The 25939-nt window shown below is 61.1% G+C and carries 24 protein-coding genes; 5 read left to right on the top strand and 19 right to left on the bottom strand.

Features of this window, described 5'->3' with window-relative positions:
• Window positions 1-43 precede the first annotated feature (43 nt).
• Window positions 44-1303 (bottom strand): lipid IV(A) 3-deoxy-D-manno-octulosonic acid transferase, encoded by a 1260-nt coding sequence (gene waaA, locus CNQ84_RS02795; protein ID WP_096003410.1) that lies wholly within the window; start codon window positions 1301-1303, stop codon window positions 44-46.
• A 116-nt stretch (window positions 1304-1419) separates the two neighbouring features.
• On the opposite strand from waaA, the gene CNQ84_RS02790 reads away from it, so the two are divergent.
• The 3 genes from CNQ84_RS02790 to CNQ84_RS02780 are packed head-to-tail and all read left to right on the top strand — an operon-like array spanning window position 1420 to window position 4262.
• On the top strand, window positions 1420-2598 hold the full coding sequence (locus tag CNQ84_RS02790; RefSeq protein ID WP_096003409.1) for an FAD-dependent oxidoreductase: 1179 nt from the start codon (window positions 1420-1422) through the stop codon (window positions 2596-2598).
• Window positions 2595-3398 carry an aldo/keto reductase gene (locus CNQ84_RS02785; RefSeq protein WP_096003408.1) on the top strand — a complete coding sequence of 268 codons (804 nt, stop codon included), beginning with the start codon at window positions 2595-2597 and terminating at the stop codon, window positions 3396-3398. Before CNQ84_RS02790 ends, CNQ84_RS02785 begins: the two co-directional genes overlap by 4 nt.
• 3 nt (window positions 3399-3401) lie before the next feature.
• Window positions 3402-4262, top strand: a complete 861-nt coding sequence (locus tag CNQ84_RS02780) for a metal ABC transporter ATPase (protein WP_096003407.1) — start codon at window positions 3402-3404, stop codon at window positions 4260-4262.
• Between the two features lie 2 nt (window positions 4263-4264).
• Here the strand turns inward: CNQ84_RS02780 and hldE are convergent, their stop codons facing one another.
• Window positions 4265-5695, bottom strand: coding sequence for a bifunctional D-glycero-beta-D-manno-heptose-7-phosphate kinase/D-glycero-beta-D-manno-heptose 1-phosphate adenylyltransferase HldE (hldE, locus tag CNQ84_RS02775; RefSeq protein WP_096003406.1), 1431 nt, complete (start codon window positions 5693-5695; stop codon window positions 4265-4267).
• A gap of 42 nt (window positions 5696-5737) precedes the next feature.
• Window positions 5738-7525, bottom strand: coding sequence for a lipid A export permease/ATP-binding protein MsbA (gene msbA, locus CNQ84_RS02770; protein WP_096003405.1), 1788 nt, complete (start codon window positions 7523-7525; stop codon window positions 5738-5740).
• Between the two features lie 110 nt (window positions 7526-7635).
• Between msbA and CNQ84_RS02765 the strand changes: the two genes are divergently transcribed.
• Window positions 7636-8238 carry a toluene tolerance protein gene (locus CNQ84_RS02765; RefSeq protein WP_096003404.1) on the top strand — a complete coding sequence of 201 codons (603 nt, stop codon included), beginning with the start codon at window positions 7636-7638 and terminating at the stop codon, window positions 8236-8238.
• 7 nt (window positions 8239-8245) lie between these two features.
• Window positions 8246-8812: a serine acetyltransferase gene (locus tag CNQ84_RS02760; protein ID WP_096003403.1), complete on the top strand. Its 567-nt coding sequence runs from the start codon at window positions 8246-8248 to the stop codon at window positions 8810-8812.
• Between the two features lie 21 nt (window positions 8813-8833).
• Here CNQ84_RS02760 and pseI read toward each other — a convergent pair whose 3' ends face one another.
• Genes pseI through waaC form a run of 16 tightly spaced genes read right to left on the bottom strand, consistent with a single transcriptional unit; the run spans window position 8834 to window position 25934 of the window.
• On the bottom strand, window positions 8834-9889 hold the full coding sequence (pseI, locus tag CNQ84_RS02755) for a pseudaminic acid synthase (protein ID WP_096003402.1): 1056 nt from the start codon (window positions 9887-9889) through the stop codon (window positions 8834-8836).
• Window positions 9890-9901: 12 nt separating this feature from the next.
• Window positions 9902-10417, bottom strand: coding sequence for a UDP-4-amino-4,6-dideoxy-N-acetyl-beta-L-altrosamine N-acetyltransferase (pseH, locus tag CNQ84_RS02750; protein WP_165771208.1), 516 nt, complete (start codon window positions 10415-10417; stop codon window positions 9902-9904).
• Window positions 10414-11544, bottom strand: coding sequence for a UDP-2,4-diacetamido-2,4,6-trideoxy-beta-L-altropyranose hydrolase (gene pseG, locus CNQ84_RS02745; RefSeq protein ID WP_245841216.1), 1131 nt, complete (start codon window positions 11542-11544; stop codon window positions 10414-10416). Before pseG ends, pseH begins: the two co-directional genes overlap by 4 nt.
• Window positions 11514-13541 (bottom strand): aminotransferase class III-fold pyridoxal phosphate-dependent enzyme, encoded by a 2028-nt coding sequence (locus CNQ84_RS02740; protein ID WP_096003400.1) that lies wholly within the window; start codon window positions 13539-13541, stop codon window positions 11514-11516. Before CNQ84_RS02740 ends, pseG begins: the two co-directional genes overlap by 31 nt.
• Complete coding sequence (locus CNQ84_RS02735) at window positions 13538-14425, bottom strand: aldo/keto reductase (protein ID WP_096003399.1); 888 nt, start codon at window positions 14423-14425, stop codon at window positions 13538-13540. Before CNQ84_RS02735 ends, CNQ84_RS02740 begins: the two co-directional genes overlap by 4 nt.
• Window positions 14412-14945 carry a GNAT family N-acetyltransferase gene (locus CNQ84_RS02730; RefSeq protein WP_096003398.1) on the bottom strand — a complete coding sequence of 178 codons (534 nt, stop codon included), beginning with the start codon at window positions 14943-14945 and terminating at the stop codon, window positions 14412-14414. Before CNQ84_RS02730 ends, CNQ84_RS02735 begins: the two co-directional genes overlap by 14 nt.
• Complete coding sequence (pseC, locus tag CNQ84_RS02725) at window positions 14938-16098, bottom strand: UDP-4-amino-4,6-dideoxy-N-acetyl-beta-L-altrosamine transaminase (RefSeq protein WP_096003397.1); 1161 nt, start codon at window positions 16096-16098, stop codon at window positions 14938-14940. The genes CNQ84_RS02730 and pseC overlap by 8 nt, the downstream gene beginning before the upstream one ends.
• Window positions 16099-16101: 3 nt before the next feature.
• Window positions 16102-17100, bottom strand: coding sequence for a UDP-N-acetylglucosamine 4,6-dehydratase (inverting) (gene pseB / locus CNQ84_RS02720; protein ID WP_096003396.1), 999 nt, complete (start codon window positions 17098-17100; stop codon window positions 16102-16104).
• Between the two features lie 11 nt (window positions 17101-17111).
• Entirely contained in the window at window positions 17112-18212 is a 1101-nt protein-coding gene (locus CNQ84_RS02715) for a CDP-glycerol glycerophosphotransferase family protein (RefSeq protein WP_096003395.1), read from the bottom strand.
• A gap of 3 nt (window positions 18213-18215) precedes the next feature.
• A complete protein-coding gene (locus CNQ84_RS02710; RefSeq protein WP_096003394.1) occupies window positions 18216-19964 on the bottom strand; it encodes a carbamoyltransferase family protein in 1749 nt (582 codons plus the stop codon).
• Between the two features lie 35 nt (window positions 19965-19999).
• Window positions 20000-21421, bottom strand: a complete 1422-nt coding sequence (locus tag CNQ84_RS02705) for a lipopolysaccharide kinase InaA family protein (protein ID WP_096003393.1) — start codon at window positions 21419-21421, stop codon at window positions 20000-20002.
• Complete coding sequence (locus tag CNQ84_RS02700; protein WP_096003392.1) at window positions 21418-22194, bottom strand: lipopolysaccharide kinase InaA family protein; 777 nt, start codon at window positions 22192-22194, stop codon at window positions 21418-21420. Before CNQ84_RS02700 ends, CNQ84_RS02705 begins: the two co-directional genes overlap by 4 nt.
• On the bottom strand, window positions 22191-22937 hold the full coding sequence (locus tag CNQ84_RS02695; RefSeq protein WP_096003391.1) for a lipopolysaccharide kinase InaA family protein: 747 nt from the start codon (window positions 22935-22937) through the stop codon (window positions 22191-22193). Before CNQ84_RS02695 ends, CNQ84_RS02700 begins: the two co-directional genes overlap by 4 nt.
• Window positions 22934-23755 carry a lipopolysaccharide core heptose(I) kinase RfaP gene (rfaP, locus tag CNQ84_RS02690; protein WP_096003390.1) on the bottom strand — a complete coding sequence of 274 codons (822 nt, stop codon included), beginning with the start codon at window positions 23753-23755 and terminating at the stop codon, window positions 22934-22936. Before rfaP ends, CNQ84_RS02695 begins: the two co-directional genes overlap by 4 nt.
• Window positions 23752-24873: a glycosyltransferase family 4 protein gene (locus CNQ84_RS02685; protein ID WP_096003389.1), complete on the bottom strand. Its 1122-nt coding sequence runs from the start codon at window positions 24871-24873 to the stop codon at window positions 23752-23754. The genes rfaP and CNQ84_RS02685 overlap by 4 nt, the downstream gene beginning before the upstream one ends.
• Window positions 24873-25934 (bottom strand): lipopolysaccharide heptosyltransferase I, encoded by a 1062-nt coding sequence (waaC, locus tag CNQ84_RS02680; protein ID WP_096003388.1) that lies wholly within the window; start codon window positions 25932-25934, stop codon window positions 24873-24875. Before waaC ends, CNQ84_RS02685 begins: the two co-directional genes overlap by 1 nt.
• Between the last annotated feature and the right edge of the window lie 5 nt (window positions 25935-25939).

The raw sequence follows: 25939 nt of genomic DNA, 5'->3' as shown, positions 1-25939 counted from the left end.
CAACGGCGCCCACAGGCGCCGTTGTTGTTTGTGGCAGGGGCAATCAGCCGAGTAGCCGGGCAATGCCGGCGAGCAGGCGCTCCAGCGCGCCCTGATTATCCTGCACCACCGCACGGCCAGCGGCGCCGGCACGCTCCCTGGCCGACGCATCCTCCAGCAACGCCTGCGCCGCGCTCGCCAGCGCCTGCTCATCGCTCACCACCTGCAACGCGCCCGCACCCTCCAGCAACTCACTGATTTCAGTAAAGTTAAAGCGGTGCGGCCCCGACAGCACCGGCAGCCCCAGGGCGGCAGGCTCCAGATAATTGTGACCACCGTTGGGCACCAGCGAGCCACCGACAAACGCCACATCAGCACAGGCATAGAGCATCACCAGTTCGCCCATGGTATCGCCCACCAGCACCTGCTGATCCGCCGCCGGCAGTTGGCCGCTGCTGCGACGCACTGCGGCAAGCCCGGCGTCCTGCACCTGCCGCGCCACCGCATCAAAGCGCTCCGGATGACGGGGCACCAGAATCAGCAGCGCATCCGGCAACGCCTGCAGCACGGTCTGATGAGCCCGCAGTACCTGCTCGTCTTCTCCAGCATGGGTGCTGGCAGCGATCCACACCGGGCGCTCGCCCCAGCGCGCGCGCAGATCAGCCGCCTGCTGCAACAACGTCGGGGCTGCGCGAAAGTCGAACTTGATACTGCCGGTGACCTGCAGTTGCTCCCGCGCCACGCCCAGCGTGATAAAGCGCAGCGCCTCGGCCTGACTTTGCACCGCAACCCAGTCCAGCGCCGCAAACATCGGGCGCACCAGTGCAGACACGCGCTGATAGCCACGCGCCGAACGCTCGGACAAGCGCGCATTGGCCAGTACCAGAGGCACCTTGGCACGCGCGGCCTCGGCCACCAGGTTGGGCCAGAGCTCGGTTTCCATGATGATGCCAACGCGCGGCTTGAGGCGGCGCAGCAACCGACGCTGCAGCCAGGGCAAGTCATAGGGCAGATAGGCATGCCCGACCTGACCGCCAAACAGCTTGCGGATCTGCTCCGAGCCGGTCGGCGTCATGCAGGTGATGGTGATCGGCAACTCGGGGTAACGCTTGAGCAGCTCGCGCACCATCGGGGCTGCGGCAATGCTCTCGCCTACCGACACCGCGTGCACCCAGATACCGCCAGCGCGTACATCACCGCCCAGCGCGAAGCGCTCGGACCAACGGCGGGCGTAGGCCCGCGCCTTGATGGCGCGATACAGCAGGCGCAGCAGCACCAGTGGCATGCACAGGCAGAACAGCAAGGTATAAAGGCGGCGCGCCATGTCATCTCCTGAGATCAAAAGCCGGGCGGCAATGGATTGCAACTGTCGCAAGTGTGACCCAGCCCGCCGCCAATGACTATACTAGACGGCCTTTATCAAACGTTCAGCGGGAGCCCATGAGCACAACCCTCGACACCGACATCTGCATCATCGGCGGCGGCATTGCCGGCCTCTGGCTCAATGCACGGCTGCGCCAGGCGGGATACCAGAGCCTGCTGGTGGAGCGCGGCGCCCTTGGCGGCGGCCAAAGCGTCAAGTCCCAGGGGATTATTCACGGCGGTATCAAGTACGCCCTGGGCGGCAAGCTCAATGCCGCTACCGAGGCCATCGCCGGCATGCCCGAGCACTGGCGCAGTTGCCTGGCGGGCGACGGTGAGCTGGATCTGCGCGGCGTACGCGTGCTCTCCGAGCATCACTATCTGTGGTCACCCGGTAGCCTGATCAGCAACCTCGCCGGTTTCTTTGCCAGCAAGGCCCTGCGCGGGCGCGTCGAGCAAGTGAAGGGCAAAGCGCTGCCCAAGGTCTTCAATGACCCGGCCTTTCGCGGCAAGGTCTATCAGCTCGGCGAACTGGTATTGGACGTACCCTCCGCCATCACTCGCCTCGCCGAGCTGAGCGGTGACAGCCTGATCGCCGACAGCAGCCCGCACGTGCTGCGCGCCGACGATGGCAGCATCAGCGGAGTGCAGCTTCATGGCGCCACCATCCGTGCCCAGCGCTACGTTCTGACCGCCGGTGAAGGCACCGACGCGCTCATGCAGGAATGGGGCGAAAGCGAGCCGGCAATGCAACGCCGTCCGTTGCAGATGGTGCTGGTCAAGGGGCCGGACTTGCCACCACTGTTTGCGCACTGCCTGGGCGCCAGTCCCAAGCCGCGGCTGACCGTCACTACCCACCCTTGTGAAGACGGTCAATGGTGCTGGTATCTCGGCGGCGAGTTGGCCGAACAGGGCGTCAACCAGACGGCCGATGCGCTGATTGACGCAGCCAAGCGCGAACTCACCGAACTCTTGCCCTGGATCAATCTGGATAACTGCCAGTGGACTACTCTGCCGGTGAATCGCGCAGAACCGGCGCAAAGTGGCCTGGTACGCCCGGACAATGCCTACGTTCAGGCCAAGGGCAACGCGCTGATCAGTTGGCCGACCAAGCTGGCCCTGGCCCCCAACCTCAGCGACCAGGTATTCGAGGAGCTGGAACGCCAGCAAATCAAGCCACAGCCGCATGCGCCTCTGCCAAGCGACCTGCCGCGCCCGCGCGTCGCCGAACCAATCTGGGACATGTGTTTTCGATGACTGATCTGCGCCCCTACTACCGCTCGCTGGGCAGCACCGGCCTGGAGCTTTCCCCGCTGGGGCTGGGCACGGTCAAGATCGGCCGCAACCAGGGCGTCAAATACCCCAGTGGTTTCGAGCTGCCGGACGACGCCGCCGTGCGCAACCTGCTGGCCCAGGCTCGCGAGCTGGGCATCAATCTGCTCGACACCGCGCCAGCCTACGGCACCAGCGAGCAGCGCCTGGGGCCGCTGCTCAGGGGCCAACGTGATCAGTGGATCATCTGCAGCAAGGTGGGCGAGGAGTTTACCGACGGGCAGTCGCACTTCGACTTTTCAGCCAAACACACACGCCAATCGGTCGAGCGTTCCCTGCAACGCCTGGGCACCGACCGGATCGAGCTGGTGTTGGTGCATTCGGATGGCAACGACCTTGAGGTGCTCGACCAGGAGGTCTACCCGACCCTGGCCCAGCTCAAGCAGGAAGGCCTGATTCTGGCCTACGGATTTTCCGGCAAGACCGTCGACGGCGGTTTGCGCGCCCTGCAGCAGGGCGACTGCGCCATGGTCACCTACAACCTGCGCGAGCAGGCGGAACAGCCGGTGCTGGACTTCGCGCTGCAACACAACAAAGGCATTCTGATCAAAAAGGCGCTGGCCAGCGGGCATCTCTGCCTGGATGGCGAAGACCCGGTACGCGCCGGCCTTGCGCTGGTACTCGGCCACCCGGGCGTCACCAGTGCCATCATCGGCACCATCAACCCCGTGCACCTGGCGCAGAACGTCGAGGCTGCTGTATCGGTACTCACGCAGATGGAGTAAGGCATGACCCAGATTGTCGCCCGCAAGAACCCCGTCGCTTTCAAGACTCAGGCCATTTCGGTGGCCGCCAGCCCTGAAGTATTGCGTTACGAGCCGGTCGGCAGTCCACTGAGTTTTGCCCAGATGCAGGCGCGCCGGCAGCCATTGCAGCTGGATGATCCGCATTGTTTTGAGGCAACCCTGGCGAATTTGGGGGTGTCCGTCGACCTGCACCTGCACTGGCAAGGTCGCGACTTTCATCTGCTGGTACGCCAGGATCGCCCGGACCGTGGCGACCGGGTACTCAAGCTGTTGTCGGGCTACGTGCCAGCCCATGAGCTGCGCGTGCCGCTGCTCACGGTAATGACGGAAATAGCCGAAGAGCTGCTGATAGAAAGTGAGGCGGGCTGGCTGCAGGGCCGCTATCAGGACACCTGGCTGCCCACCCCCTACGCCGACAGCCTACCGCTGAACGACGAACACTACTTTGCTCTGGGTGCCCGCAGCGGCGCTGCGCGCCCGGTGCTGTGCCGCGAGCTCAACCTGCTGGAGCGCCCGCACGCCTACGTGCACCTGCCCACCAGCTCGCTGCAGCTGATCTACAGCATGACCCTGCAGCTACCGGAAAGCCTGCACAGCCTGTCGCTACTGCACGCTGACGAGTTTCTCGATGAGGAAAGCGGCGAGCTGATCGCGCGTTTGGATACCCAGCGCCCCGAACTGTTTCTCGCCGAGTACCGCGACGGCCTGCCGACAGGGGAGCTATTCTGCCTGCAGCAGGGCGAGCTGATTGCACAGCCAACGGAAGATCAGTTGCTCAGTGAAGCTTTCGCCCCGCGCCAGGGCTGGCTGGTGGCAGCGAGCAACTGCCCGCTGCGCAGCTGAGATCAGTCGTCGCCACGCTCGCGGATTTTTTCGACAATCGCGGTGGTTGAGCAGCTTTCAACAAAGTTGAGCACCTTCACCTCGCCACCGTAAGCCTGCACGATCGGCCCACCCACCACCTGGTCGACGCTGTAGTCGCCGCCCTTGACCAGCACATCCGGTTTGACCTGTTCAAGCAGTCGCTCGGGGGTGTCTTCGCTGAAGCTGATTACCCAGTCCACAGCCCCCAATCCAGCCAACACCGTCATGCGCCGCTCAACGCTGTTGATTGGTCGGCCCGGGCCTTTCAGGCGGGTGACCGACGCATCATCGTTAATCGCGACGATCAGGCGATCACCCTGAGCACGCGCCTCTTCCAGGTAGCCGACGTGTCCGGCATGGATGATGTCGAAACAGCCGTTAGTGAAGACAATACGCTCGCCATGGGCGCGCGCATCGTCCAGCGCCTGCAGCAACTGCTCAACACCCAGCACACCGCGGCCACTGCCCTGCTCCTGCTGCACCGCCCGGCGCAGCTCCGGCGCGCTGATAGCCGCCGTACCCAGCTTGCCAACCACGATGCTGGCCGCCAGATTGGCCAGAGCCACAGCCTGCGGCAGGGCTTCACCGGCAGCCAGCGCCGCCGCCAGGGTGGAGATAACGGTGTCTCCCGCCCCCGTCACATCAAACACCTCGCGCGCGCGCGCCGGAAGATGCAGCGCGCCCTCGCCCCGGCGCAGCAGCGTCATGCCCTGCTCGCTACGGGTCACCAGCAACGCATCCAGCGACAGTTCATCAATCAGTGCCATGCCCTTCTCGACCAGCGCCTGCTCGGTGTCACAGCGGCCAACCACCGCCTCGAACTCGGACAGGTTGGGCGTAATCAGGCTGGCGCCGCGATAAATGGAAAAGTCACTGCCCTTGGGGTCCGCCAGCACCGGCACGCCGTGCTCACGGGCCAAGTCAATCAACGCCTGGTGATTGAGCAGTGCCCCCTTGCCGTAGTCCGACAGGATCATCACCTTGACCTTGTCCAGCAGTCCGCCAACCGAAGCCAGCAACGCCTCGGCATCGGTCTCGAAGCGCTCTTCAAAATCCAGCCGGATCAACTGCTGATGGCGGCTCATGACCCGGAGCTTGGTGATGGTCGGCTGGCTTTCATGCTGCTGAAAGTCACAGTACACACCGGCTGCGTTCAAGCGCTGCTGCAGGCTGTGCGCCGCCTCGTCCTTGCCGGTTACCCCGACCAGCCAGGCCGGTGCGCCCAGCGCCGCAATATTCAGCGCCACGTTGCCAGCACCGCCTGGGCGATCCTCGATCTGGTCAACCTTGACGACAGGCACCGGCGCTTCCGGCGAAATACGGTTGGTCGGGCCATGCCAATAGCGGTCCAGCATTACGTCGCCAACCACCAGCACCGGGGCGGAGTCGAATCGGGGCATGCTCAGTTTCATTGTCTTCATCACCTGTAGCGGCGGCCTCCCGGCCACCGCGCATTAAGCCTGTGGAGTCTGCTCTTCCTCAAACTGCATGCTGTGCAGTCTGGCGTAATAGCCGTTCAGCGCCAGCAGCTCCTTGTGGCTGCCACGCTCGACAATCTGACCCTGGTCCATGACCATGATCACGTCCGCCTTCTCGATGGTGGACAGACGGTGCGCAATCACCAGTGTGGTCCGGCCCTGCATCACTCTATCCAGCGCCGCCTGGATATGCCGCTCGGACTCGGTATCCAGCGCCGAGGTCGCCTCGTCCAGAATCAGCAGCGGTGCATCCTTGAGCAGCGCGCGAGCAATCGCCAGACGCTGACGCTGACCACCGGACAACAACACCCCGTTTTCACCAACCAGCGTGTCGAAACCTTCGGGCAGCAGATCGATAAATTCCTTGGCATAAGCCGCCTCAGCCGCCGCAACGATAGCGTCACGCGGGGCATCGGCCAGATCACCGTAGGCAATGTTGTTGGCCACGGTGTCGTTGAACAGGGTGACATTCTGGCTGACCAGGGCAATCTGCTGGCGCAGGCTGCGCAGGGTAAAATTCTGCAGCGGCGTGCCATCGAGCAGAATCTCACCCTGTTCGTGCTGATAGAAACGAGGAATCAGGTTGGCCAGCGTGGACTTGCCGCTACCCGAGCGGCCAACCAGCGCAACCATCTGCCCCGGCTCAACGCTGAAGCTGACATCATTAAGCACGCGCTTGCTCGTACCGGGGTAGCAGAAAGTCAGGTGGCTCACCTCAAGGCGCCCGCCAACCCGGGCGCTTTCCAGGGTTCCGGTATCGTTCTCGGGCTCTTCATCCAACTGCTCGAACACACTCTCGGCGGCGGCAATGCCCTTCTGGATATTCGCACTCACCTCAGACAACTGACGGATCGGCTTGGGCAACAGGCCTGCGGCAGTGATGTAGGCGACCAGGTCACCGGCGGTCGCATCGCCGCGCAGAAACAGCACTAGGAACATCACGATCGCCATGGCGCTATAGGTCACCAGCTGCAATGACGGCGTGAATACCGAGCCGGTGCGTACCATCTTCAAGCCGCGCTCGCGGTTTTCGGTACTGGCCTTGAGGAAGCGTTCAGACTCGTAGCGCTCGCCGCCAAAACTGCGCACCACCCGAAAGCCGGAAATGGTCTCGGAGGTGACATGGGTAACATCGCCCATGGCGGTCTGAATCTTCTTGCTTTGCTTGCGAAATTTCTTGCTCGCGCTGGTCACCATCAAACCGATTACCGGCAAAATCGCAATCAGCACCAGTGTCAGCATCCAGTTCATCCACAGCAGGTAGGCAAACAGGAAGATGACGGTCATGCCCTCGCGGAACACGACCTTGATCGCATCAGTCGCCGCGCCGGTGACCATGGTGACATTGAAGGTAATGCGCGAGACCAAGTGACCCGAGTTGTGCAGATCAAAGTAGCGATTGGGCAGGGTGAGCAGGTTATTGAATAGCGCGGTACGCAGGTCGTGCACGACGCCAAGCGAGACCTTGGCAATAAAGTAGTTACCCAGGTACGAGCCAACACCTTGATAGAAGGCAATGGCAATGATGAAGGCCGGAAAGCCCCAGATCAGCGGAACGCCAAAGAACAGGGCGTTCTCGCCGCTCTGCAATCCATCGACAAAGTACTTCAACATCCACGCCATGGCGGGCTGCGCCGACGCGAAAATGGCAAAGCCGATAATGCTGATAGCAAAGGCTTTCCAATAGGGTTTCACATAGGTAAGCAGACGCAGGTAAATGCGCACGCTGGAGCGGGCAAAGCTCTCTTGGGGCGTATCAGTCATGGGGCCTTCAAAGCTGAGACAGTAGCGCTGAAGTCTAACACAAGCGCTTGGCACAACAGCCCGGCAGCACAAAGTAGGATAAACTGCGCCTTTTGCCCCGGACTGCCTTGATGCAACGCCTCAGCGACACACAATTTCAACAATGGCGCGCAGACGCCAACGTTCTGGAACAGGACCACCACGGAGAGAAGGTGCTGCTGCTGGCCGACGGCACCATGCTGAAACTGTTCCGCCGCAAAAGCTGGTTCTCCAAGACGGTGTTCTTTCCGCCGGCCCAGCGTTTTGCCGACAACGCCTTAGCCTTGAGCAAGCTCGGCATTCCCTGCCCACAGGTCATCGCCACCTACAAACTGCTCAACCCCTACCGCAGCGTTGTGCACTATCACCCGTTGGCAGGCGAAACCTTGCGCGGCCTGCTCAACGCGGAGCAGTCGCTGGAGCAACTGGAGCTGTTTGCACAACTGGCCGAATTCATTACCAGCCTGCACGACAAAGGCGTCTACTTTCGCTCGCTGCATCTGGGTAATATCGTGCTGACGCCCGATGGCCAGCTGGGGCTGATCGACATCTCCGACCTGCGCTGCCTGGGCCGACCGCTGTCACGCAGCATGCGCAACCGCAACTATCGGCATTTGCTGCGCTACGAACAGGACTGGGCGTTGGTCGACAAGTCCGCCCGGGCGCTGTTTCCGCTATTTTCCTCAAGGAGCTGAGCGAGTGATGCTGACCACCTTTGCCGAACTGAAAGCTTTCTGGCACTACGAGATTCTGGGTGAGGACAAGCGGTTTTCCTGGCGCAAACTGCGGCGCCGGGTCGCGCGAAACAACTCGTACAACTGTCTGTTCTGGCTACGACTGTCGCAATACCTGCACAGTCGCCCTGGCCGCACTACGCTTTCAATGGCCAAGCGCATCAACAAAGGGCTAGCGCGCAAATATGGCGTCGAAATCATGCTGGGCGCCCAGATAGACAAGGGGCTATGGCTGGGCCACCCCACTGCGATTACAGTTTATTCCGGCGTTCGGATCGGGCGTGACTGCAACTTGCGCCAGTGCACCACCATCGGCTCGGTGGAGGCCAATAACAAACCCATCGAGCTCGGACACAACGTTGATATCGGTGCGCACTGCTGCATCATCGGCAGCGGCATTCGCATCGGCAATAACGTGCGCATCGGCGCCATGAGCTTCATCAACAAGGATGTGCCGGATGATGTCACCTACATCACCCGCAAGGACAATCACATCTACCCCAATCGCACTCAACACGACGCCCGCGTGGACTGAGACCTGCGGTGTCTGCAGGGTTCAGTCCAGCAATTCCTGGCTTAGCGCAGTACCAAAAGCAATATCGCGACTGGCGCGACGACCCATCACCTGATCCAGCATTTTGGGTGGCAGGCCGAACCCCGGGCGCACGCTGCGCACGTTATCGGCACTGAACAGCTCCCCAGCCTTCATATCGCGCGTAACGTATAGCGAACGCCGGAAGCGCGCATTACCCTGCTCGCTGGACTTTCGACCGTAATCCACTTGCCCCAGGGCTCGCCAGGCGGTCTTGCTGTCTCGGCACAACGCCTGCAGCTCAGCCGGCTCCAGCGAGAAGCTGTCGTCAGGGCCGCCGCCACTGCGGTCCAGGGTGAAGTGCTTTTCAATAATCGATGCACCCAGAACCACGCTGGCAATCGCCGTGGTGTTATCCAGCGTATGATCTGACAAACCTGTCACCAAGCCAAAGCGCTCACGCATGTCTGCCAATGTGCGCAGATTGTAGTCTTCGGCGGGGGCCGGATAGCCACTGACGCAGTGGAGAATGGCCAGCTCGCGACACCCCCCCTCGCGCGCAGCCTCCACCGCCTCGGCAATCTCATCGCCATCTGCCATGCCGGTGGAAATGATCATCGGCTTGCCCGTTGCCGCAACATAACGGATCAGCGGCAAGTCGATAGCCTCGAATGAGGCGATCTTGTAAGCCGGCGCATTCAGATCCTCCAGCAAGTCCACCGCAGTAAAGTCGAAGGGAGAGCTGAAGATGGTGATGTCGTGCTTGCGTGCGTGTTCGAACAGCGGCTTGTGCCAGTCCCAGGGCATATGCGCCTGCTGGTATAGCTCATACAGGGACTGGCCATCCCACAACCCGCCACGGATCTGGAAATCCTCGGCGTCACAGTTCAGGGTAATGGTGTCAGCGGTATAGGTCTGCAGCTTGATCGCATCGGCACCGGCGTGCTTGGCTTGCTCGATAATCTGCAGAGCAGTCCCCAGACTCCCATTATGGTTGGCCGACAGCTCGGCAATGATGTAGGGCTCAGCGTCGAGCGCAATGCGTCGCCCTGCGATGGAGATACTGGGTGTACCAGACATGGAAAGCCTCCTTCAGCCTCGTACCTGCCACTCGGAATCGAGCAGGCCAAAGCAAATGACATCATGAAACTGCTGCCCATCGAAATGCTGATCTCGCAGCACCCCCTCCTGGCAGAAGCCCATCTTGCGATGAAAATCGATTGAACGCTGGTTAAAACCCAGCGCCTGACCACAAATCTTATGTAACTGTAAACGCTGGAAAGCGAACTCCAGCGCACGACGTCCCAACCCCGTGCCGGTGCCGCGCGGCGCCTCCGGAGCGATATAGAATCCCCAGTCAGCCACCCGTCCAGCACCTTGCACAGTGAAATGCACGAAACCTCGAGGCTGATCGTCAACGTCATAAACCAGCAGGTGCCGCAACGGATCAAGCTCGCAACGGGCGAACCAGTCTCGGTGCTCCTTTTCGCCAATTTCGTGCTGGGTATACATGTAACGTCGCACGGATTCATGGTTACGCCAACTGCGCACCAGTGCGAGATCAGGCTCGGCCAGCGGGCGCAGGCAATCCGTCTCGTTGTCCGTCATGCCAATGCCTCCATCGCATCCAGAACGCGCCTCACCCCAGCGCCATCAACCAGCGCCGCAGCACGCTGACTCATCTGCTGAAGCTGCCCTGGGTCGGCAATTAGCGCCCCAAGCAGCCCAGGCAGAGACTTGGCCAGACTGTTCACCGATGGCAATAAGTGCACCGCGCCAGCAGCACGCAGCCCCTCGGCGACCAGTCGCTGGTTATCCGCCAACACAACCATCAAGGTGGGCAGGCCCAGACAGCAGCGCTCCCACGCGGTCGCGCCTGCGGCGCCAATGGCAAGGTCAGCCTGTGCCATCACAGACGCCATGTCACTCACGTCCACGCGCACCGTCACGTCAAGCGTCAAGGCCTGGCTCAACTGCTGCACCTCGGCCAGCCAGGGGGCCTGTCCGCCCATGATAACCGTCACCGCCAAGGCGCCAGCGCCGGGCGTCGCAGCCAGACCACGCAGCACCTGGGCAGTGGCATTGTCCGCATCTACCCCCCCCATGGAGACCAAGATGTGCTTGAGCGGATACGGCTGCGCGGCGCGCCTGGTCAATGACGCCTCACGCTGCGCGGCAAAATCCGCACGCAGCAGGGCGTTGGCACTGCCGCAAAGCAGCTGGGCAGCGGCCGGGACCAGCGAACGATAGTCCTCGGGGCGCCTGCTATAGGTCTGATCCAGCAACAGGTCGCAGTCGTGCGCGCGATCAGCCAGGTCATCGATCACCAGGACGTGACGACAGCATGCCCGCATACGCGATTCCCACTGCGTATCCAGCGCGTAATGATCGACCACCAACCAGTCACAGCCCACCGACTGCAAGACTGCAGCCGTATCAGCCGCATCCTGCTCGACACTCACACCGAGCCAGTGAGCATGCGAGCCGGCCACCGGCTCAGCCTGCTGCACAGCTGCAGGCAAGGCGGTGGTTGTATAACCGCGTCCGTGGATGACCTCCAGCAGGTGGCCGCGATGGCTGCGGCAGATGAAATGACAGTCATGCCCGGCGGCGCTGAGCGCATCGGCCAGGGTCAGGCAGCGCATGACGTGTCCCGTACCGATCCACAGGGCGGCATCGGCACGAAAACAGATCTGCAGGCCCATCAGTTCAGCCGCTTGAACCCACCATGGCACACCGGCCCCTTGAGCAACGCGCCGACATCGCGGCCCTGCTCACACTCGCTGATCAGGGCAAAAACCGGATCCAGCGCGTCGAAGTAGCCATCAATCACCTCCTGACTATGCTCCATGCAGACGTAGACGGCATTGCTGGCGAGGTAGCCCTTTGCCAACATTTCCTGACTGACAAGCGTCTTATACTGCAGCACGTTAGGGCTGCGGAACGAGAAACCGGTCAGCGCCGGGAGGCCCCAGTGATCTATTTCGATTCCATGGCGATCCGCCAGTTTCTGCCAACCATCGCGGATCGACAGGCCGGTCTGGGTGATGTACTCCCAAGAGCGCTCGCGCTCCATCACTTCGAGGGTCTTCAGCGCCGCAGTCGGGCCGACACGCTCAGTCCAGAAGGTGCTGCTGATGAAGGTTGTTTGCGCTGCCTCCATAATCTCGCGCCGTCCAATGGTGGCGGTGATGGCGTAACCGTTACCCAGCGCCTTGCCGAACATGGCCATATCCGGCTCAACGCCGTACATCTTGTGCAGACCGCCAAAGGTCTGCCGGAAGCCGGAGGTACACTCGTCAAAGATCAGCACGATGCCACGATCAGTGGCCAGCTTGCGCACTTTGTGCAGGAAGTCATCCTCAGGCCCCATGTTGCGCACCACTTCCATCTTGATCACACCAATATCGTGGCGATTGACCAAGGCCTCCAGCTCAGCGTAGTTGTTGTAGTTGAAGGGGAACACGGTGCCCCTGAGGTTACCCGGCACACCCTTGGGCTCGAGCCCCGGCAACAGATGACCAGCCAGGTTCTCGTCGTCGCCCAGGTTGGCTGACAGATACCAGTCGTGCCAACCGTGGTAGCCACAGACCGCCACCTTGTCCTTGCCGGTGGCAGCCCGGGCGATGCGAATGGCCAGCGCGTTGGCTTCACCGCCGGAGCGGGCAAAGCGCACCATGTCTGCCCAGGGGTGCAGCTCGATCAGCTTTTCTGCCAGCCAGACTTCCTCGGGGCAGTTGAGCGTCGACATATTGCCGTTGTCGATGGTGCCGCGCACCGCATCGTCGACCTCAGGGTGACCGTAGCCAAGAATATTGGTGCCCACGCCCATGATGCACATATCGGTGTAGGCCTTGCCGTCCATATCCCAGACGGTGCACCCCTTGGCCTTGCTGAAATAAGCCGGCCACTGCTCAGGCAGGAACATCTCTGCGCGCTTGGACAGCAGCATATTGCCGCCGGGAATGACCTGTTTGGCCCGTTTCCACAACTTTTGACCGGTGCCCATAGTAGCCCCCTCGTTACGTATCAGCGTTTGGTTGTCTGTGAACAGCGCCGGGCTGTTCTCCTGCAATGCCTTGACCTGCTGCCAGCTGAAGTGAATGTCCGGCGCAAAGTGCGCAAACACGCGGCGAATCACCTCCAGGTCCGCCGGCTCATCCACTGTCCAGCGCCAGCCTGACAGGTCTTGTTCGTTCTGCTCTGCGCCTACGCGGAAGAGACCTGACTCACGCAGGTAAGGTGTGACATGCTCGTGATCGAAGGCCGCCTCCGTTTGCTCGCTGGCCTGCTCCAGCGCACGCAAGCTGAACACTTCGATATCCAGCCCGTCCGGATAGCTCGGCGGAGCGACGTTACTGAAATAATCCACACCAGCAGCGCGGTAGCCCCTGATCATTTGATCGACCAATTCGGGATCAACCAGCGGGCAATCACCCGTGATCCGCACGATGACGTCGGCCTGATGTGCTCTGGCAGCCTGCAGATAACGCGCCATGACATCTTGTTCGTCGCCCTGAACACAGGCAAAACCGAGCTGGCGCACACAATCAGCCAGCGGCTCGTTACGCGCATCCACCGAGGTCGCCACCACAATCTGATCGAGCTCGCGGGCACGCGCCAGGCGCGTCAGCAGTACCTCAATCATGGGTACACCGCCGATGGGCTTCATTACCTTGTCAGGCAAGCGGGTCGAGCCCATGCGAGCCTGAACGATTGCAACGGTTTTCATGCTGTTTTCCACAGTGCGGGGTTAAGCAATGCCGGGTCGGTAGTGCCGAGCTCGGCGGGCACCGGCGGGCAGTCGCCTGCAGCCGCCTGAAGTATCTGCTGCCACTGCTGCGCGCTATCCACACCCACCACCACACGCTCGATAAGCGGCTGGTTGAGCGCGTAACGCAGGGTGGCTTGCAGCGGCGACAGCTGGTGTTCTTCCAGCCAACTGTCCCAGCAGTCCCAGAGTGACTGCCAGTGCTCAAAATGGGCGGGACGCTGCTCGCGGCTCATTAACAGCAGCCCCTGCAGAAACACCGAACGCACATGCAGTGCGGTCCCCTGCCGTGACAAACGCTGCAACCAACCGGACTCATCAAGACGGTGATCAATAATGTTGTAGGGTGCCTGCACCAGATCCAGCGCAAAACGCTGGCACAGACGCTCCAGCTCTTCGGCATCATAGACCGACGCCCCGATACGCTCCGCCAGGCCCTGCTCGCGCAGCCCCGCCAGCGCAGCGTACAGAGCATCACCCTGCGGCTCCAGCAGCTGCGCCGGACGGTGCAGCAACACCGCATCAACGCGCTGCAGCCCGAGCCGAGCAAGCGACTCAGCCAATTGGCGCTCCACCCAGCCGGACACGTCGTCGCAGGCATCAGGGATGGCCGACAGCTTGGTCACCACCTTAAAGCCGCTCAGATCAAACTCGCCCAGTACACGTTCGCTCTCACCGTACGCGATTGCGGTATCCAGGGTATCCACCCCAGACTCACGCGCACGGTCGAGAATCCGCCCCACCTCGTCGACACCCACCTGACCCTGCTGGTTGGCGATGCCATAGGGCAGGCCAAACTGAACAGTGCCCAGCGCCAGCTTTCCAGTCACTTCACGCATGCTCATTGTGCAGTTTCCCGAGCCAGAAGCAGCCCAGACGCCGACCGTTCAAGGTCACATGTTCACGCATGAAACCCTCGACCGTATAGCCAGCCTTGAGAAATATGCGCAGCGACGCCAGGTTATCCTCGTAGCAGCCAGCCTCAAGCCGGTGCAGCCCTAACGACTCGAAACCATAAGCCGTAATCAGGCGCACAACCTCGCTGGACAGGCCCTGGCCCCAGAACGCCTTGTCGCCGATAAAGAGGCTAATCTGACCACGCTGATAGTGGTTATTGATGAAACCGAGCTTGACGTTGCCCAGATGCCGATCACCCTGCCGCAGGAAGATACCGAACAAATGGCTTGCAGGGTCGGCGTTGCAGTGTTCGATAAAGGCGCGGCAGCTTTCAACGCTCTGGGGACTGTGGCGGGTCTCAAGGTATTGATTGACCTGCGGGTCATTCATCCAGTCCGCATAGGTCTGGGTAGCATCTTGCGCGCTCAACGGACGCAGGTACAGACGGTCGGTGGCGAGTTCAACCATGGCAGATCTCAGCCAGGGTAGCGACCACCTCGTCCTGCTGCGCCTCACTCAGCGTGTGGTACATCGGCAGGCTGATAGCTTCACGGTAATACGCCATGGATTGCGGAAAATCCTCGGCAGAGAACCCCATGGCCGCGTAATACGGCTGAGTGTGTACCGGGATGTAGTGCAGATTCACGCCGATGCCACGCTCTCGCAATTGCTCGAACACCTCACGGTGGCTCAAGGTAATCTTCTCCAACTGCAATCGAACTGGGTAGAGGTGTAGACCGGAGTAACTGTCGGCGTGTTGCCACGGACAGGTGACAGGCAGCGCCGCCAGCAACTGATCATAGCGACGAGCCAGCGCGTGGCGACGAGCAACAAAGTCATCCAGCCGGGCCAGCTGGCTGACACCCAGCGCCGCTTGTAACTCAGTCATACGATAGTTGAAGCCCAGCTCGATCTGCTGGTAATACCAGGGGCCGTCAGACTCACCGACCATCATCGCCGGATCACGGGTAATACCGTGGCTGCGGTATAGCGCCATGCGCGCCGCCAGCGTCGCATTGTTGGTGACCGCCATGCCGCCTTCGGCGGTGGTAATGATCTTCACCGGATGAAAACTGAAAATAGTGATGTCGCTGAAGCGACCGCTACCTACATAGTCACCCTGATAGCGCCCACCGATGGCGTGTGAGGCATCCTCGATCACGGCAAAGCCAAAGCGTTTTGCCAGCGCGCCAATGGCCTGCATGTCACAGGACTGGCCGCACAGATGCACCGCTACCACCACCTTGGGCAACCGCCCCTGTTGCTCGGCCTCTACCAGCTTGCGCTCAAGCGCGACCGGACAGAGGTTGTAGGTGCGCGGGTCAATATCGACAAAATCGACTTGAGCGCCACAATACAGCGCGCAGTTAGCCGATGCCACGAAGGTTACAGGGCTGGTCCATAGCCAGTCCCCCTGCCCCAGCTCCAACGCCAGACAGGCGATATGCAGCGCCGACGTTGCACTGTTTACCGCGACGGCATGACTTGCTCCTACCTTGCTGGCAAGCGCCTGCTCAAATCGCGGCACCATAGGACCCTGCGTCAGAAAATCCGAGCGCAGCACGGCAACCACCGCCTCGATATCCTCCTCGCTGATCTCCTGACGTCCGTAGGGGATCATCTATCAGATACTCCCGATCTTTTCGCGGTTTGCGTCGATCCATTCCTGCAGCTGAGCGTCGCTCATCCACTCGCTGTTGTTGTGACTGGCGTAGACAAAGCCCTCGGGAACCTTCTTGCCATCCTTGATCCGCTTGGCACAGGTAGCCCACTCGTGAATGGTCGGCAGAATCTTGAAGTGCTCGGGGTACTCATAGGTGTAATAGGCGTCTTCGGCACTGATCATCTGCTCATGCAGCTTCTCGCCGGGACGAATACCAATAACCTCCTGCCGGGCATCGGGAGCAACTACGCGCGCCAGATCCGTTACTTTCATGGAAGGGATCTTCTTGACGTAAATTTCGCCACCCTCCATATCTGCGAATGCATGCCACACCAGCTCGACACCCTCTTCCAAGGAGATCATGAAGCGGGTCATGCGCTCATCAGTGATCGGCAATACGCCTTTGTCCTTGATCGACATGAAGAACGGAATAACCGAGCCGCGTGAGCCCATGACATTGCCGTAACGCACCACAGAAAAACGGGTGCCATGTTCACCGGAGTAGGAGTTACCCGCCACGAACATCTTGTCAGAGGCGAGCTTGGTTGCACCGTACAGGTTGATCGGCGAGCTGGCCTTGTCGGTGGACAGGGCAACGACACCCTTGACGCCCTTGTCGATACAGGCGTCGATCAGGTTCATTGCGCCATTGATGTTGGTCTTCACGCACTCGAAGGGGTTGTACTCAGCAGTGGGCACAATCTTGGTTGCGGCAGCGTGGACCACGTAATCGACGCCGTCCAGTGCGCGATATAGACGGTCCTTGTCGCGTACATCGCCGATAAAGAAACGCAGGCGTGGATCGCCTTCGTACTTCTTGGCCATGTCCCACTGTTTCATTTCGTCACGGGAGAAAATGATGATCTTCTTCGGGTTGAAGCGCTCCAGCGTCATGGGGACAAAGGTATTGCCGAACGAGCCAGTGCCGCCGGTAATGAGAATGGTCTTGTTGGTCAGCATGGGAATCCCCTTCAGAGCAGATGCGTTTGGATGGCACGAGCGACCCGCTCGTTGGCCATGCGATCACGAGAGCCAAACACCCAGGAGAAATAACGCTCCCGCTGGGCGGCATAGGCAGTCTGATCGGACAGGGCCCTGTCCAGTACAGTTGAAAAATCCGGTGTCTGATCACCGATATAAAGACTAGGTCCGCAATCATACAGGGTCAGCAACTGCGACAGGTCGTCGGGATGCATGGCTTCACGCTCGCCAATCTGGCGTATGACGTCTCGCGAGCACTCCGGCGTTTCTATCATCAGCTGCGGAATATCATAGAACAGCGCCTCCTCGCTGGGCGAGTTGGCATCCGAGACCACCAGATCCGAGACCGACAGCACTTCGGATAGCGCACACTCACTCAAATCCAGAAAGGCATTGCCTCGCGCCTGAATCAGCGCGCGCACCCGTTTGAAGCTGTCCCTGTCGACGCGACGAGAGGTCAGCGACTGGCTCGGATGGGGACGCAGGATCAAATTGAAATGCGGCGCAGCGGAGTTTACCAATTGCTCCGCTGCGCGCTGCCAGGAACCGAAACCTCGCCGACTGGACGTGTAGAGCACTGTCTGTCGCTGCGGATCCAGGCCCAGGCGCTGCAATACTGCAGCACGCTGTTGCGCCGACCGCTCTGGATACTCACAGAACGGCAGGAACCCCGTGTCGACAATGTTCAGCCGATCGGCCTCGGGGAAGCGCTCGAACATCCCCTTCATCCGCGGGCCAATGACGCACAGCAGGTCAAAGTGGCTGTTACGCAGCAACGCCTCCTTGCTGAGCATCATGTAGGTCCCGTGGAATACGGTGCCTTTCTTGGCCGCATAAGGCTTCAGGAAGCTGCCATAGGGCGAACCGGTAACAATCGCTCCAGCGTCCTTAAGCAGGCGGTTGCCACGCACCAGAAACCCGAATCGCTTGGAGTACCGTGCTACCTCCAATTCCGGATACAGGCGCTGGAAAGCACGCAGCGTAGAGGTACGACTGGAAACAAAGGTGCCGGGCAGTGCACGCGCTACCTGAGCCAGATGCGGCACCGCTTGGAACATTTTGGAAAAGTAGACAACGCCGTCGGCTGCCATTGATCAGTGCCCGCCGCCCTTAGCCTTCATCACCAAAATATCTTCCATGATCAAGAACTGCAGATCAGAGCCATAAAACATGTTCAGCGCGTCGGTGGGCGAACAGACCATCGGCTCGCCACGACGGTTGAGCGAGGTGTTCAGCACAACACCATTACCCGTCATGGCTTCCAGTTCTTTCATCAGGTCGTAGTAGCGCGGGTTGTAGTCGCGTTTGAGCACCTGGGCGCGGGCGGTGCCGTCTTCGTGCACCACCTCTGGCACGCGCTCCGCCCACCCTTCCTTGACGTCAAAGGTAAAGGTCATGAACGGCGACGGATGGTCGACGCTGAGCATCTGCGGCGCCACGGTATCGAGCATGGACGGGCAGAACGGGCGCCAGCGCTCGCGGAACTTGATCTGCTCGTTGATACGGTCGGCTACGCCGGCAACGCTCGGGCAGCCGATAATCGAACGGCCACCCAGGGCGCGCGGACCGAACTCCATGCGGCCCTGGAACCAGGCAACCGGGTTACCTTCAACCAGTACCTTGGCGATTTCCTGGGGCACGTCGTCGATCTTCTGCCACTGCGGCTGGTTCGGGTGACGCGCACAGGCGGCAATGATGTCTTCATTGCTGTAGGAGGGGCCGAGATAGACATGCTCCATCTTCTCGACGGGCACACCGTTCTTGACCGAGACGAAAGATGCCGCACCTACCGCCGTGCCGGCATCGCCAGAGGCCGGTTGAACAAACAGCTCCTTCACGTCCGGACGCGCGATGATGCGCTGGTTGAGTTTGACGTTCAGCGCACAGCCACCGGCAAAGGCCAGGCGCCCGGTTTCCTTGAGAATATCGCCGAGATAGTAATCGATCATCTCCAGCGCCAGCTTCTCGAACAGCGACTGCATCGCTGCTGCGTAGTGAATATAGGGGTCGTCGGCGATGTCACCCTCACGCTTGGGCCCCAGCCATTCGATCAGCTTGGGCGAGAAGTAGTAACCCTTGCCCTTCTCCTTGTAGCGACGGAAGCCGATAACGTTGGCGTAATCGGTGTTGATGATCAGCTCACCATTTTCAAACTTGGCCAGCCGGGAGAAGTCGTACTTGGCGGCGTCACCGTAGGGTGCCATACCCATGACCTTGAACTCGCCGTCGAGCATCTCAAAGCCGAGGTATTCGGTGATCGCGCCGTACAGGCCACCCAGCGAATCCGGATCGTAGAATTCCTTGATCTTGTGGATCTTGCCGTTTTCCCCCCAGCCGAAGAAGGTGGTGGCGTATTCGCCTTTGCCGTCGATCCCCAGGATCGCCGTCTTCTCGGTGAAACCCGAGCAGTGGTAGGCGCTCGAAGCGTGCGCCAAGTGGTGCTCAACCGGCTCCAGGCGGACCTTCTTGGCGTCGAAGCCGAGCTGCTCCAGGCACCAGAGAATCTTCTTGCGGTAGCGCTTGAAGCGACGATTACCGGTCAGAATCGCGTCCAGCGAACGATCCGGCGCATACCAGTAACGCTTGGCGTAATGCCAGCGGGCCTTGCTGCTAAACAGGCTGATTGGAGCGAAGGGAATACAGACGATGTCGACATCCGCTGGCTGGATACCGGCCTGCTCCAGGCAAAACTTGGCCGACTCGTAGGGCATGCGATTCTTGGCGTGCTTATCGCGTACAAAACGCTCTTCCTCAACGGCCGCAATCAGCTTGCCGTCAATATAAAGCGCGGCGGAGGGGTCGTGACTCAGGGCGCCAGAAAGGCCCAATACGGTAAGTCCCACGGTAGTCCTCTTCTATTCAATACGAAAAATGAAAATCAACAGTGCGGCAGGCGCTCATCCAGCCAGCAGGCCAAGGGGCTGCCCACTGGCCAGTTGCGAATAAAGCGCTGGCGATCACGCTGCCAGGCCGGCTGCCAGCTGCGCTCATTGCCATGCGCCTGCATGGCGTCCAGATCAATCAGCCAAACCTGCCCCTCAAACCACAGCAGGTTGGTTGCCTTGAAGTCGCCGTGGCTGATGCGGGCCTGCACCAGTTGCTCAAACAACGCCAACAAGGCCTTTTCTATCTCCGGCTCAGGCAGCTGCTGTCCATCCTCACCCAGTTGCTGCAGCAGGTCGACCCCGGCGCAATACTCAGTAATCAACCAGGCCCGGTGCCGCAAAGGACCAAACCGCTGCTCGATCATGGCCAACGGCGCTGGAGTAGCAATACCCAGAAACTGCAGGCGATGCGCCGCCAACCAGGAATGCCAGGCACGGGAGGGGCGCCAGAAGCGCTTCAGCCAATGGCCAATGCCTTTGATATTGTAGCGCTTGATAACCAGCTCGCGCCCCTGAACGGCCGTACGTCCAACCGTACTGCTGCCGCCATCCTTGAGCAAAGGCTGCGCCGCCAACGCCGCGTCAGGGTTAGCCAGCAGCGCGCCGATACTCTCCAGCTCCGCGCGCACCACGGCGCAGAAACGACGCCAGCTGCGCCGCACGGCAAAGGCGGTACAGTCTCTAATCGTCTTGCCGAGATAGGCCTGAAGCCGGCGCTCACGGACCTTTCGCACCTGACGCGCAAGGCGATCAGGGTTCAGCGCCACCGGGTTGTGCTGCAGATACTCCACCAGTAGCAGCTCGGCCAACGCGTCCCACTCGGGGTCCAGCTGCGCCAGCAGGATCGCCAGGTTATCTTCGACCTGCACATCACTCAGCGGCTGGCCCGGCGACAACGCCTCTACGGCATCACCATCGATCACGTAAAGCTGCTGCTCATGCAGCAAAAAGTTACCCAGATGAAGATCCGTCTGAACCAGACCTGCCCGATGCATGGACGCGACCAGCGCCAGCGCCTGAGCAAGCAAGCCCATGGCGACGGCATCACCGGGGGCGCGACTGTCGAGGGCGTCCCATCGTTGCTGCAGACTCTGCGCCTCGACCAGAAAGTCGAGCAGGACGTAGCAGCCTCCGCCACCCAACTGACCGTGCCCCAGCAGCGTCGGCGTGGCCACGCTCTGCGCCTGCAGTGCCTGCAAGCCGTCCACCTCGCGCTGGCAATGCCGTTCAGCGCCCGAGGCGATGTACAACTTCAGCAGGCGACGCTGTCCGCCGCACTCGACCTCGGCCACCAACCGTTTGCCAGGTAGCACGCGCAGCCAGCGCAGTACCTGTGCAGATCCTTGCGGCAGCTCGACCTGACAGGGCAGCGGCGGCTCCCGGCCGGCGTTCTGCAGCTCGGCCAACAGCGTCATGGGCGAGGCCCTTTGCCGGCACTGCGCTGCAGTACGCGGGCAATCAGGTCACGGGCCTGTGCGTCCACTCGCGTTCTGCCCAGGTAAGCCAACACAAAACGCAATCGCTGGGTGCGGCTAGGCACTTCGCTGCGACGGTGCAGCGTTTCCAGGTCGCGAACCCGGTCACGCTCACCAAAAAGCGCGCGGCGGGTTTTCTCCAGATCAATGAAGCGCGCACCGGCACCGTCGGTGTGCAACTTCAAAAACACATGCTTGGGATACAGGCAGTTGTGAATGCGATCAGCGTTGTGCAGCGCACGCACCAGCGCGGCGGCTGACAGGATCAGCATACGAATGTCCGCCGCAGCCAACTGCCACCAGCGTTCAAACCACTCATCCAGCGGTGCATAGTCGTCCAGCGCACGCGTCAGCAGCACCGCCTGCGCACGCCCCTCAACGCGCCGCTCGGCGAAAAACGCGGCTTCCAGCGCCGGTATACCCTCTCGGGCATATTGCTGAATGGCACGAAACTCACGCGCAAAGGTCGGCTCTCCAAACGGCTTGTGCAGCGTGCGAGTACAGTGGTTGTCCTGACGTTTCAGGTAGAAAGGCTGCAACGTGCCATTGGCGTCTTCAAGCTCCAGCCGGTGCACGCTGCTCCAGCCTCCCCTGCCAGTGTTCGGCGCATCGACAGCCTCGAGCTGCAGCGCCCACAATGCGTCCATTGAGTCGAGTCCATGGCGCTGCAGTACTTCGTGAGCATTGACAGCAATAAAGGGCTTGCGGGTCATTCTCGTCCCTCGAAAAACGCGAGAATCGCACGCAGTTGCTTGCGGTCCTCGCTGTCCAGGCGAGCTTTGCCCAGATACATCTTGTAGAAAGCCAGCCGTCGAGCACGACTGAGGTGATGCTTGGCCAGCTTGTCCAGGCAGGCCAGGTCCTTGATGATGCGATAACGCAACATGGGGCCCCACCAGAAACTGCCAGCGGGGCAGTCGATCAGGTAGACATTAGCCAGCGCCTGGTCATCCACCAGCAGGTTACGCCATTTGAGGTCGTTATGAGTGAAGCCCTGATCGTGCATCATGCGCGTCGCTCGTGCGACCTGAAGCGAAACGTGCCTTACCCAGTCAAGCTTACGCAAACGCAGATCCGCGTGCGCGGCAAGGTCTGCAAGGTCTCGCGTAGCAGGCAGGTCCTCGGTAACCAGAGCGCCACGAACGAAGCGCCCTGACCGACGCTCCAGACCGAAGGCGACCACCTGGACTGAAGGTATGCCCCAGGCGTGGAAGCGCAACAGGTTCTCCCACTCGGCCTGCACTCGCCAACGGCCCAGATACTGCTTGAGCCCCTTGCCGTTCCCGGTGTAGCGCTTGACGTAGTAATGACGATCACCCGCCCACACCTTATGCACACTGCTGATTGGGCTATAGGTGATCAGCTCGCCCTCCAGCCCAAACACCGTGTCCAGATCGGCAAACAGCCGACCGCTCTCCCCGGTGGCATACTCGGGGTTCAGGGTCCAACGCTTCATTCACCGGCCCCCGGTGCGTACTTACGCTCGAAACGCGCCTGCAGTTTCTGCGCCTTGCGCTCCAGCAACGCCAGCAGTGGCGCTTCCAGGCGCAAGGTGTCGCGCAGCGGGGAGGCAAAATAGGCTTTCAAAAAGCGCAGCTTGTCGCGCCGGGTCAGGCCAATTTCAAGCGCAGAAAAGTACAGACCGGCAAGGTCCTTGTCGCGCCAGCGGCGTGGCACCTGAGCACGCACTTGCGCCCGGTGCAGATCAATGATCGACAGCTTGAAGTCGTGCGTGCTCATCGGCTTGTCGGTGTGCAGCAGAAAGTGGCAGATATAGCAGTCGCGGTGATTGACCCCCGCCCGGTGCATAGCAGCCGTCATCTCGGCGACCCGGCGAATCAGCGCCCATTTGCTGGTCGGCGCCGGCGGTTTATCCAGCCAGTCACGGCTGTAATCCTCCAGGCTGATGGTCGGCGCCAATTCTTCGGTGATGATGAACGAGTGCTGCGCTGCCGGGTTGCTGCCGCGCTCACCAAAGGCGACCGCAGTCATGGTATTGATGCCGGCAGCGGTCAGCGCCTGAATGGCTTGCCACTCCTGGCCTGCGCCCAGCACCGGGCGTTTGAGCGTGGACCAGTTCTTGAAAATCTCGCCCCAGCCGACGCCCCGGTGAATCTTGACGAAATAGCCGTTGCCTGACACTTCCGTGCGCAGTGTGCGACGCGCTTCCAGCTCGCGAAACACCTCACCTTGCAGCGCTTCCACCGCAGCAAATGCATCACGATCAGCCCACAGGCTACGGAAAGGTTCACGCAAAATCAGGGTGTCACTCACGCACTCTCCCCCAGAATCACATCAGCAGCGCGCTCCGGCAGGCTGTAAAGATCGGCCTGATCAGCAAAGCGCAGGGCATTGAGGTGCCACTCCTTGCGCAGCGCACTGTCGTTCAGCATATCCGCCAGCATCTGATCAAGCTGGCTCTGCTTGAACGGCGTGGGAACCACCAGACCGCAGTCCGTCTCGCTGATGTAGTGGGCGTAACCACACACATCCGTCACCAATACCGGTAGTCCGGCCACCAGCGCTTCGAGCAGCACTGTGCCGGTATTTTCGTTATAAGCGGGGTGAATCAGCAGGTCAGCGCCAAGCAGAAACCGGGGCACGTCGCTGCGCCCCTTCATAAAGATCACGCGATCATCCACTGCCAGCGAGCGGGCAATCCGTTGAAAACTGCCCGGATCGTCCTGGCCAATCACCATCAGCTTGGTGCGCTGGCGCAGCTCGGCCGGCAAGCCCGCTACCGCACGAATCGAGCGATCAACCCCCTTGGTGATAAAGCCCGAGCCGATCTGCACCAGCAGCAACTCATCGTCCGCCAGCCCGAACTCGGCACGAAACTCGGCGCGAATCTCGGCCGCGTTAACAGGTGCCCGGCGATCCGGTGCAATGCCCGGCGGCAGCAGATGAAAGCGGTCCAGCGGGGTTTTGTAATGTTTGGTGAACAGCGGTTGCTGCACCTCGGAGATCATCAGAATCTGGGTATTCACCGCCGGCGAGAACACTGCCTTCTCATACGCAGCAAAATGACGATAACGGCTGGAAAAGCGGTACAGCGGATTGCGCAGAGTCTGCGCCTTGTCTTCAAAACAGGGGTCGGCGGCGTAGTAGACGTCCAGCCCCGGCATCTTGTTGAAGCCAACCAGCCGATCAACCGGGCGCTTGGCCAGATCCGCCTTGACCCAGGCGGTAAACTTTTCATTACGGCGGTGATTGCTGAGCGCCTTGACCGGCGCTACCAGCACCTCAAACCCCTCGGGAATATCGCCTTCCCAGATCAGCGTGTAGACCCGAATCGCGTGGCCGCGCGCTTGGCAGACCTTGGCGATGCGCATGAAGTCACGCTGCAACCCGCCAAAGGGAAAATACTTGTAAAGCACAAAAGCCAGCTGCATCAGAGGACTCTCTTGTTGGGCAGCAACGGCTGCAATTGCTGCATGACCCGATCCGGGTTCAGACGGGTAAAGCATAGCGGCTGCTCGCGCGTCAGGTCGAACCGACGCGCATCCTCGGGTGTGGGCTGGTAGCTGCACTGCTTGCGCAAACAGGGTGCACAAGCAAAGTCACTGGCCAGATGCTGCTGCACCGCGCCGTAGGCACCGGTAAAGCCAGGATTGGTCGGACCGAACAACGACAAGGTGGGCACGTCGAGCGCCGCAGCCAGATGCCCGAGCCCCGTGTCTACCGCCACGCAGGCACTGGCACCAGCCAGTTGCCGGGCGACGTCACGCAAAGGCAGGCGCGGCAACACCACAGCGCCCTGCAGACCTTCAGCGATGCGCAAGGCGCGGGCTTGCTCATCCAGACTGCCCCAGGGCAATCGCACCTCGACACCCGCAGCAACCAGCTGCTCAGCCAACTGACGCCAGTACAGCTCCGGCCAGTGTTTGGTGACCCAGGTGGTGCCGTGCAGCAGCACCACATAGGGTGTGGTTGCGACCTCAGCGCCCAGCGCACCGCGATCCAACCCGTAATCGCCCAATCCCTCGGCCGGCGTATAACCCAGTGCCTGGCCGAACAGCTGACGCGTGCGCTCCACCGCATGCTGGCCCCAGGCAACCGCGAGGCGGCGCTGATAAAAGCGCGCGGCCAGGGGTTCACGCGCCGAGCTTTTGTCCAGTCCGACCACCTCCGCGCGCGCGTACCGCGTCAGCCAGGCACTCTTGAGCAGCCCCTGGGCATCAATCACCAGATCGTATTGGGTCTCGCGCAGGCGGCGCTTGAAGTTGCTCCACTCACCGCTGCGCACCGCCTGCAGCGGCTTCTTGCGCCAGCGCCGGATAGCAACAGGAATAACGGCATCCACCGCAGGGTGCCAGGCCGGGATCTCGGCAAAGCCCTCCTCCACCACCCAGTCAAAACGGATACCGGGGATGGCACGTGCCGCATCGGTCAGGGCCGGAAGAGTATGAATGACGTCTCCCAGCGAGGACGTCTTGATCAACAGAACGCGCATGCGCT

This window comes from Pseudomonas abyssi, assembly GCF_002307495.1.
Classification (GTDB): Bacteria; Pseudomonadota; Gammaproteobacteria; order Pseudomonadales; family Pseudomonadaceae; genus Halopseudomonas; species Halopseudomonas abyssi.
The sequence above is the reverse complement of the archived record's forward strand: the minus strand, read 5'-3'. Positions and strand labels throughout refer to the sequence as shown.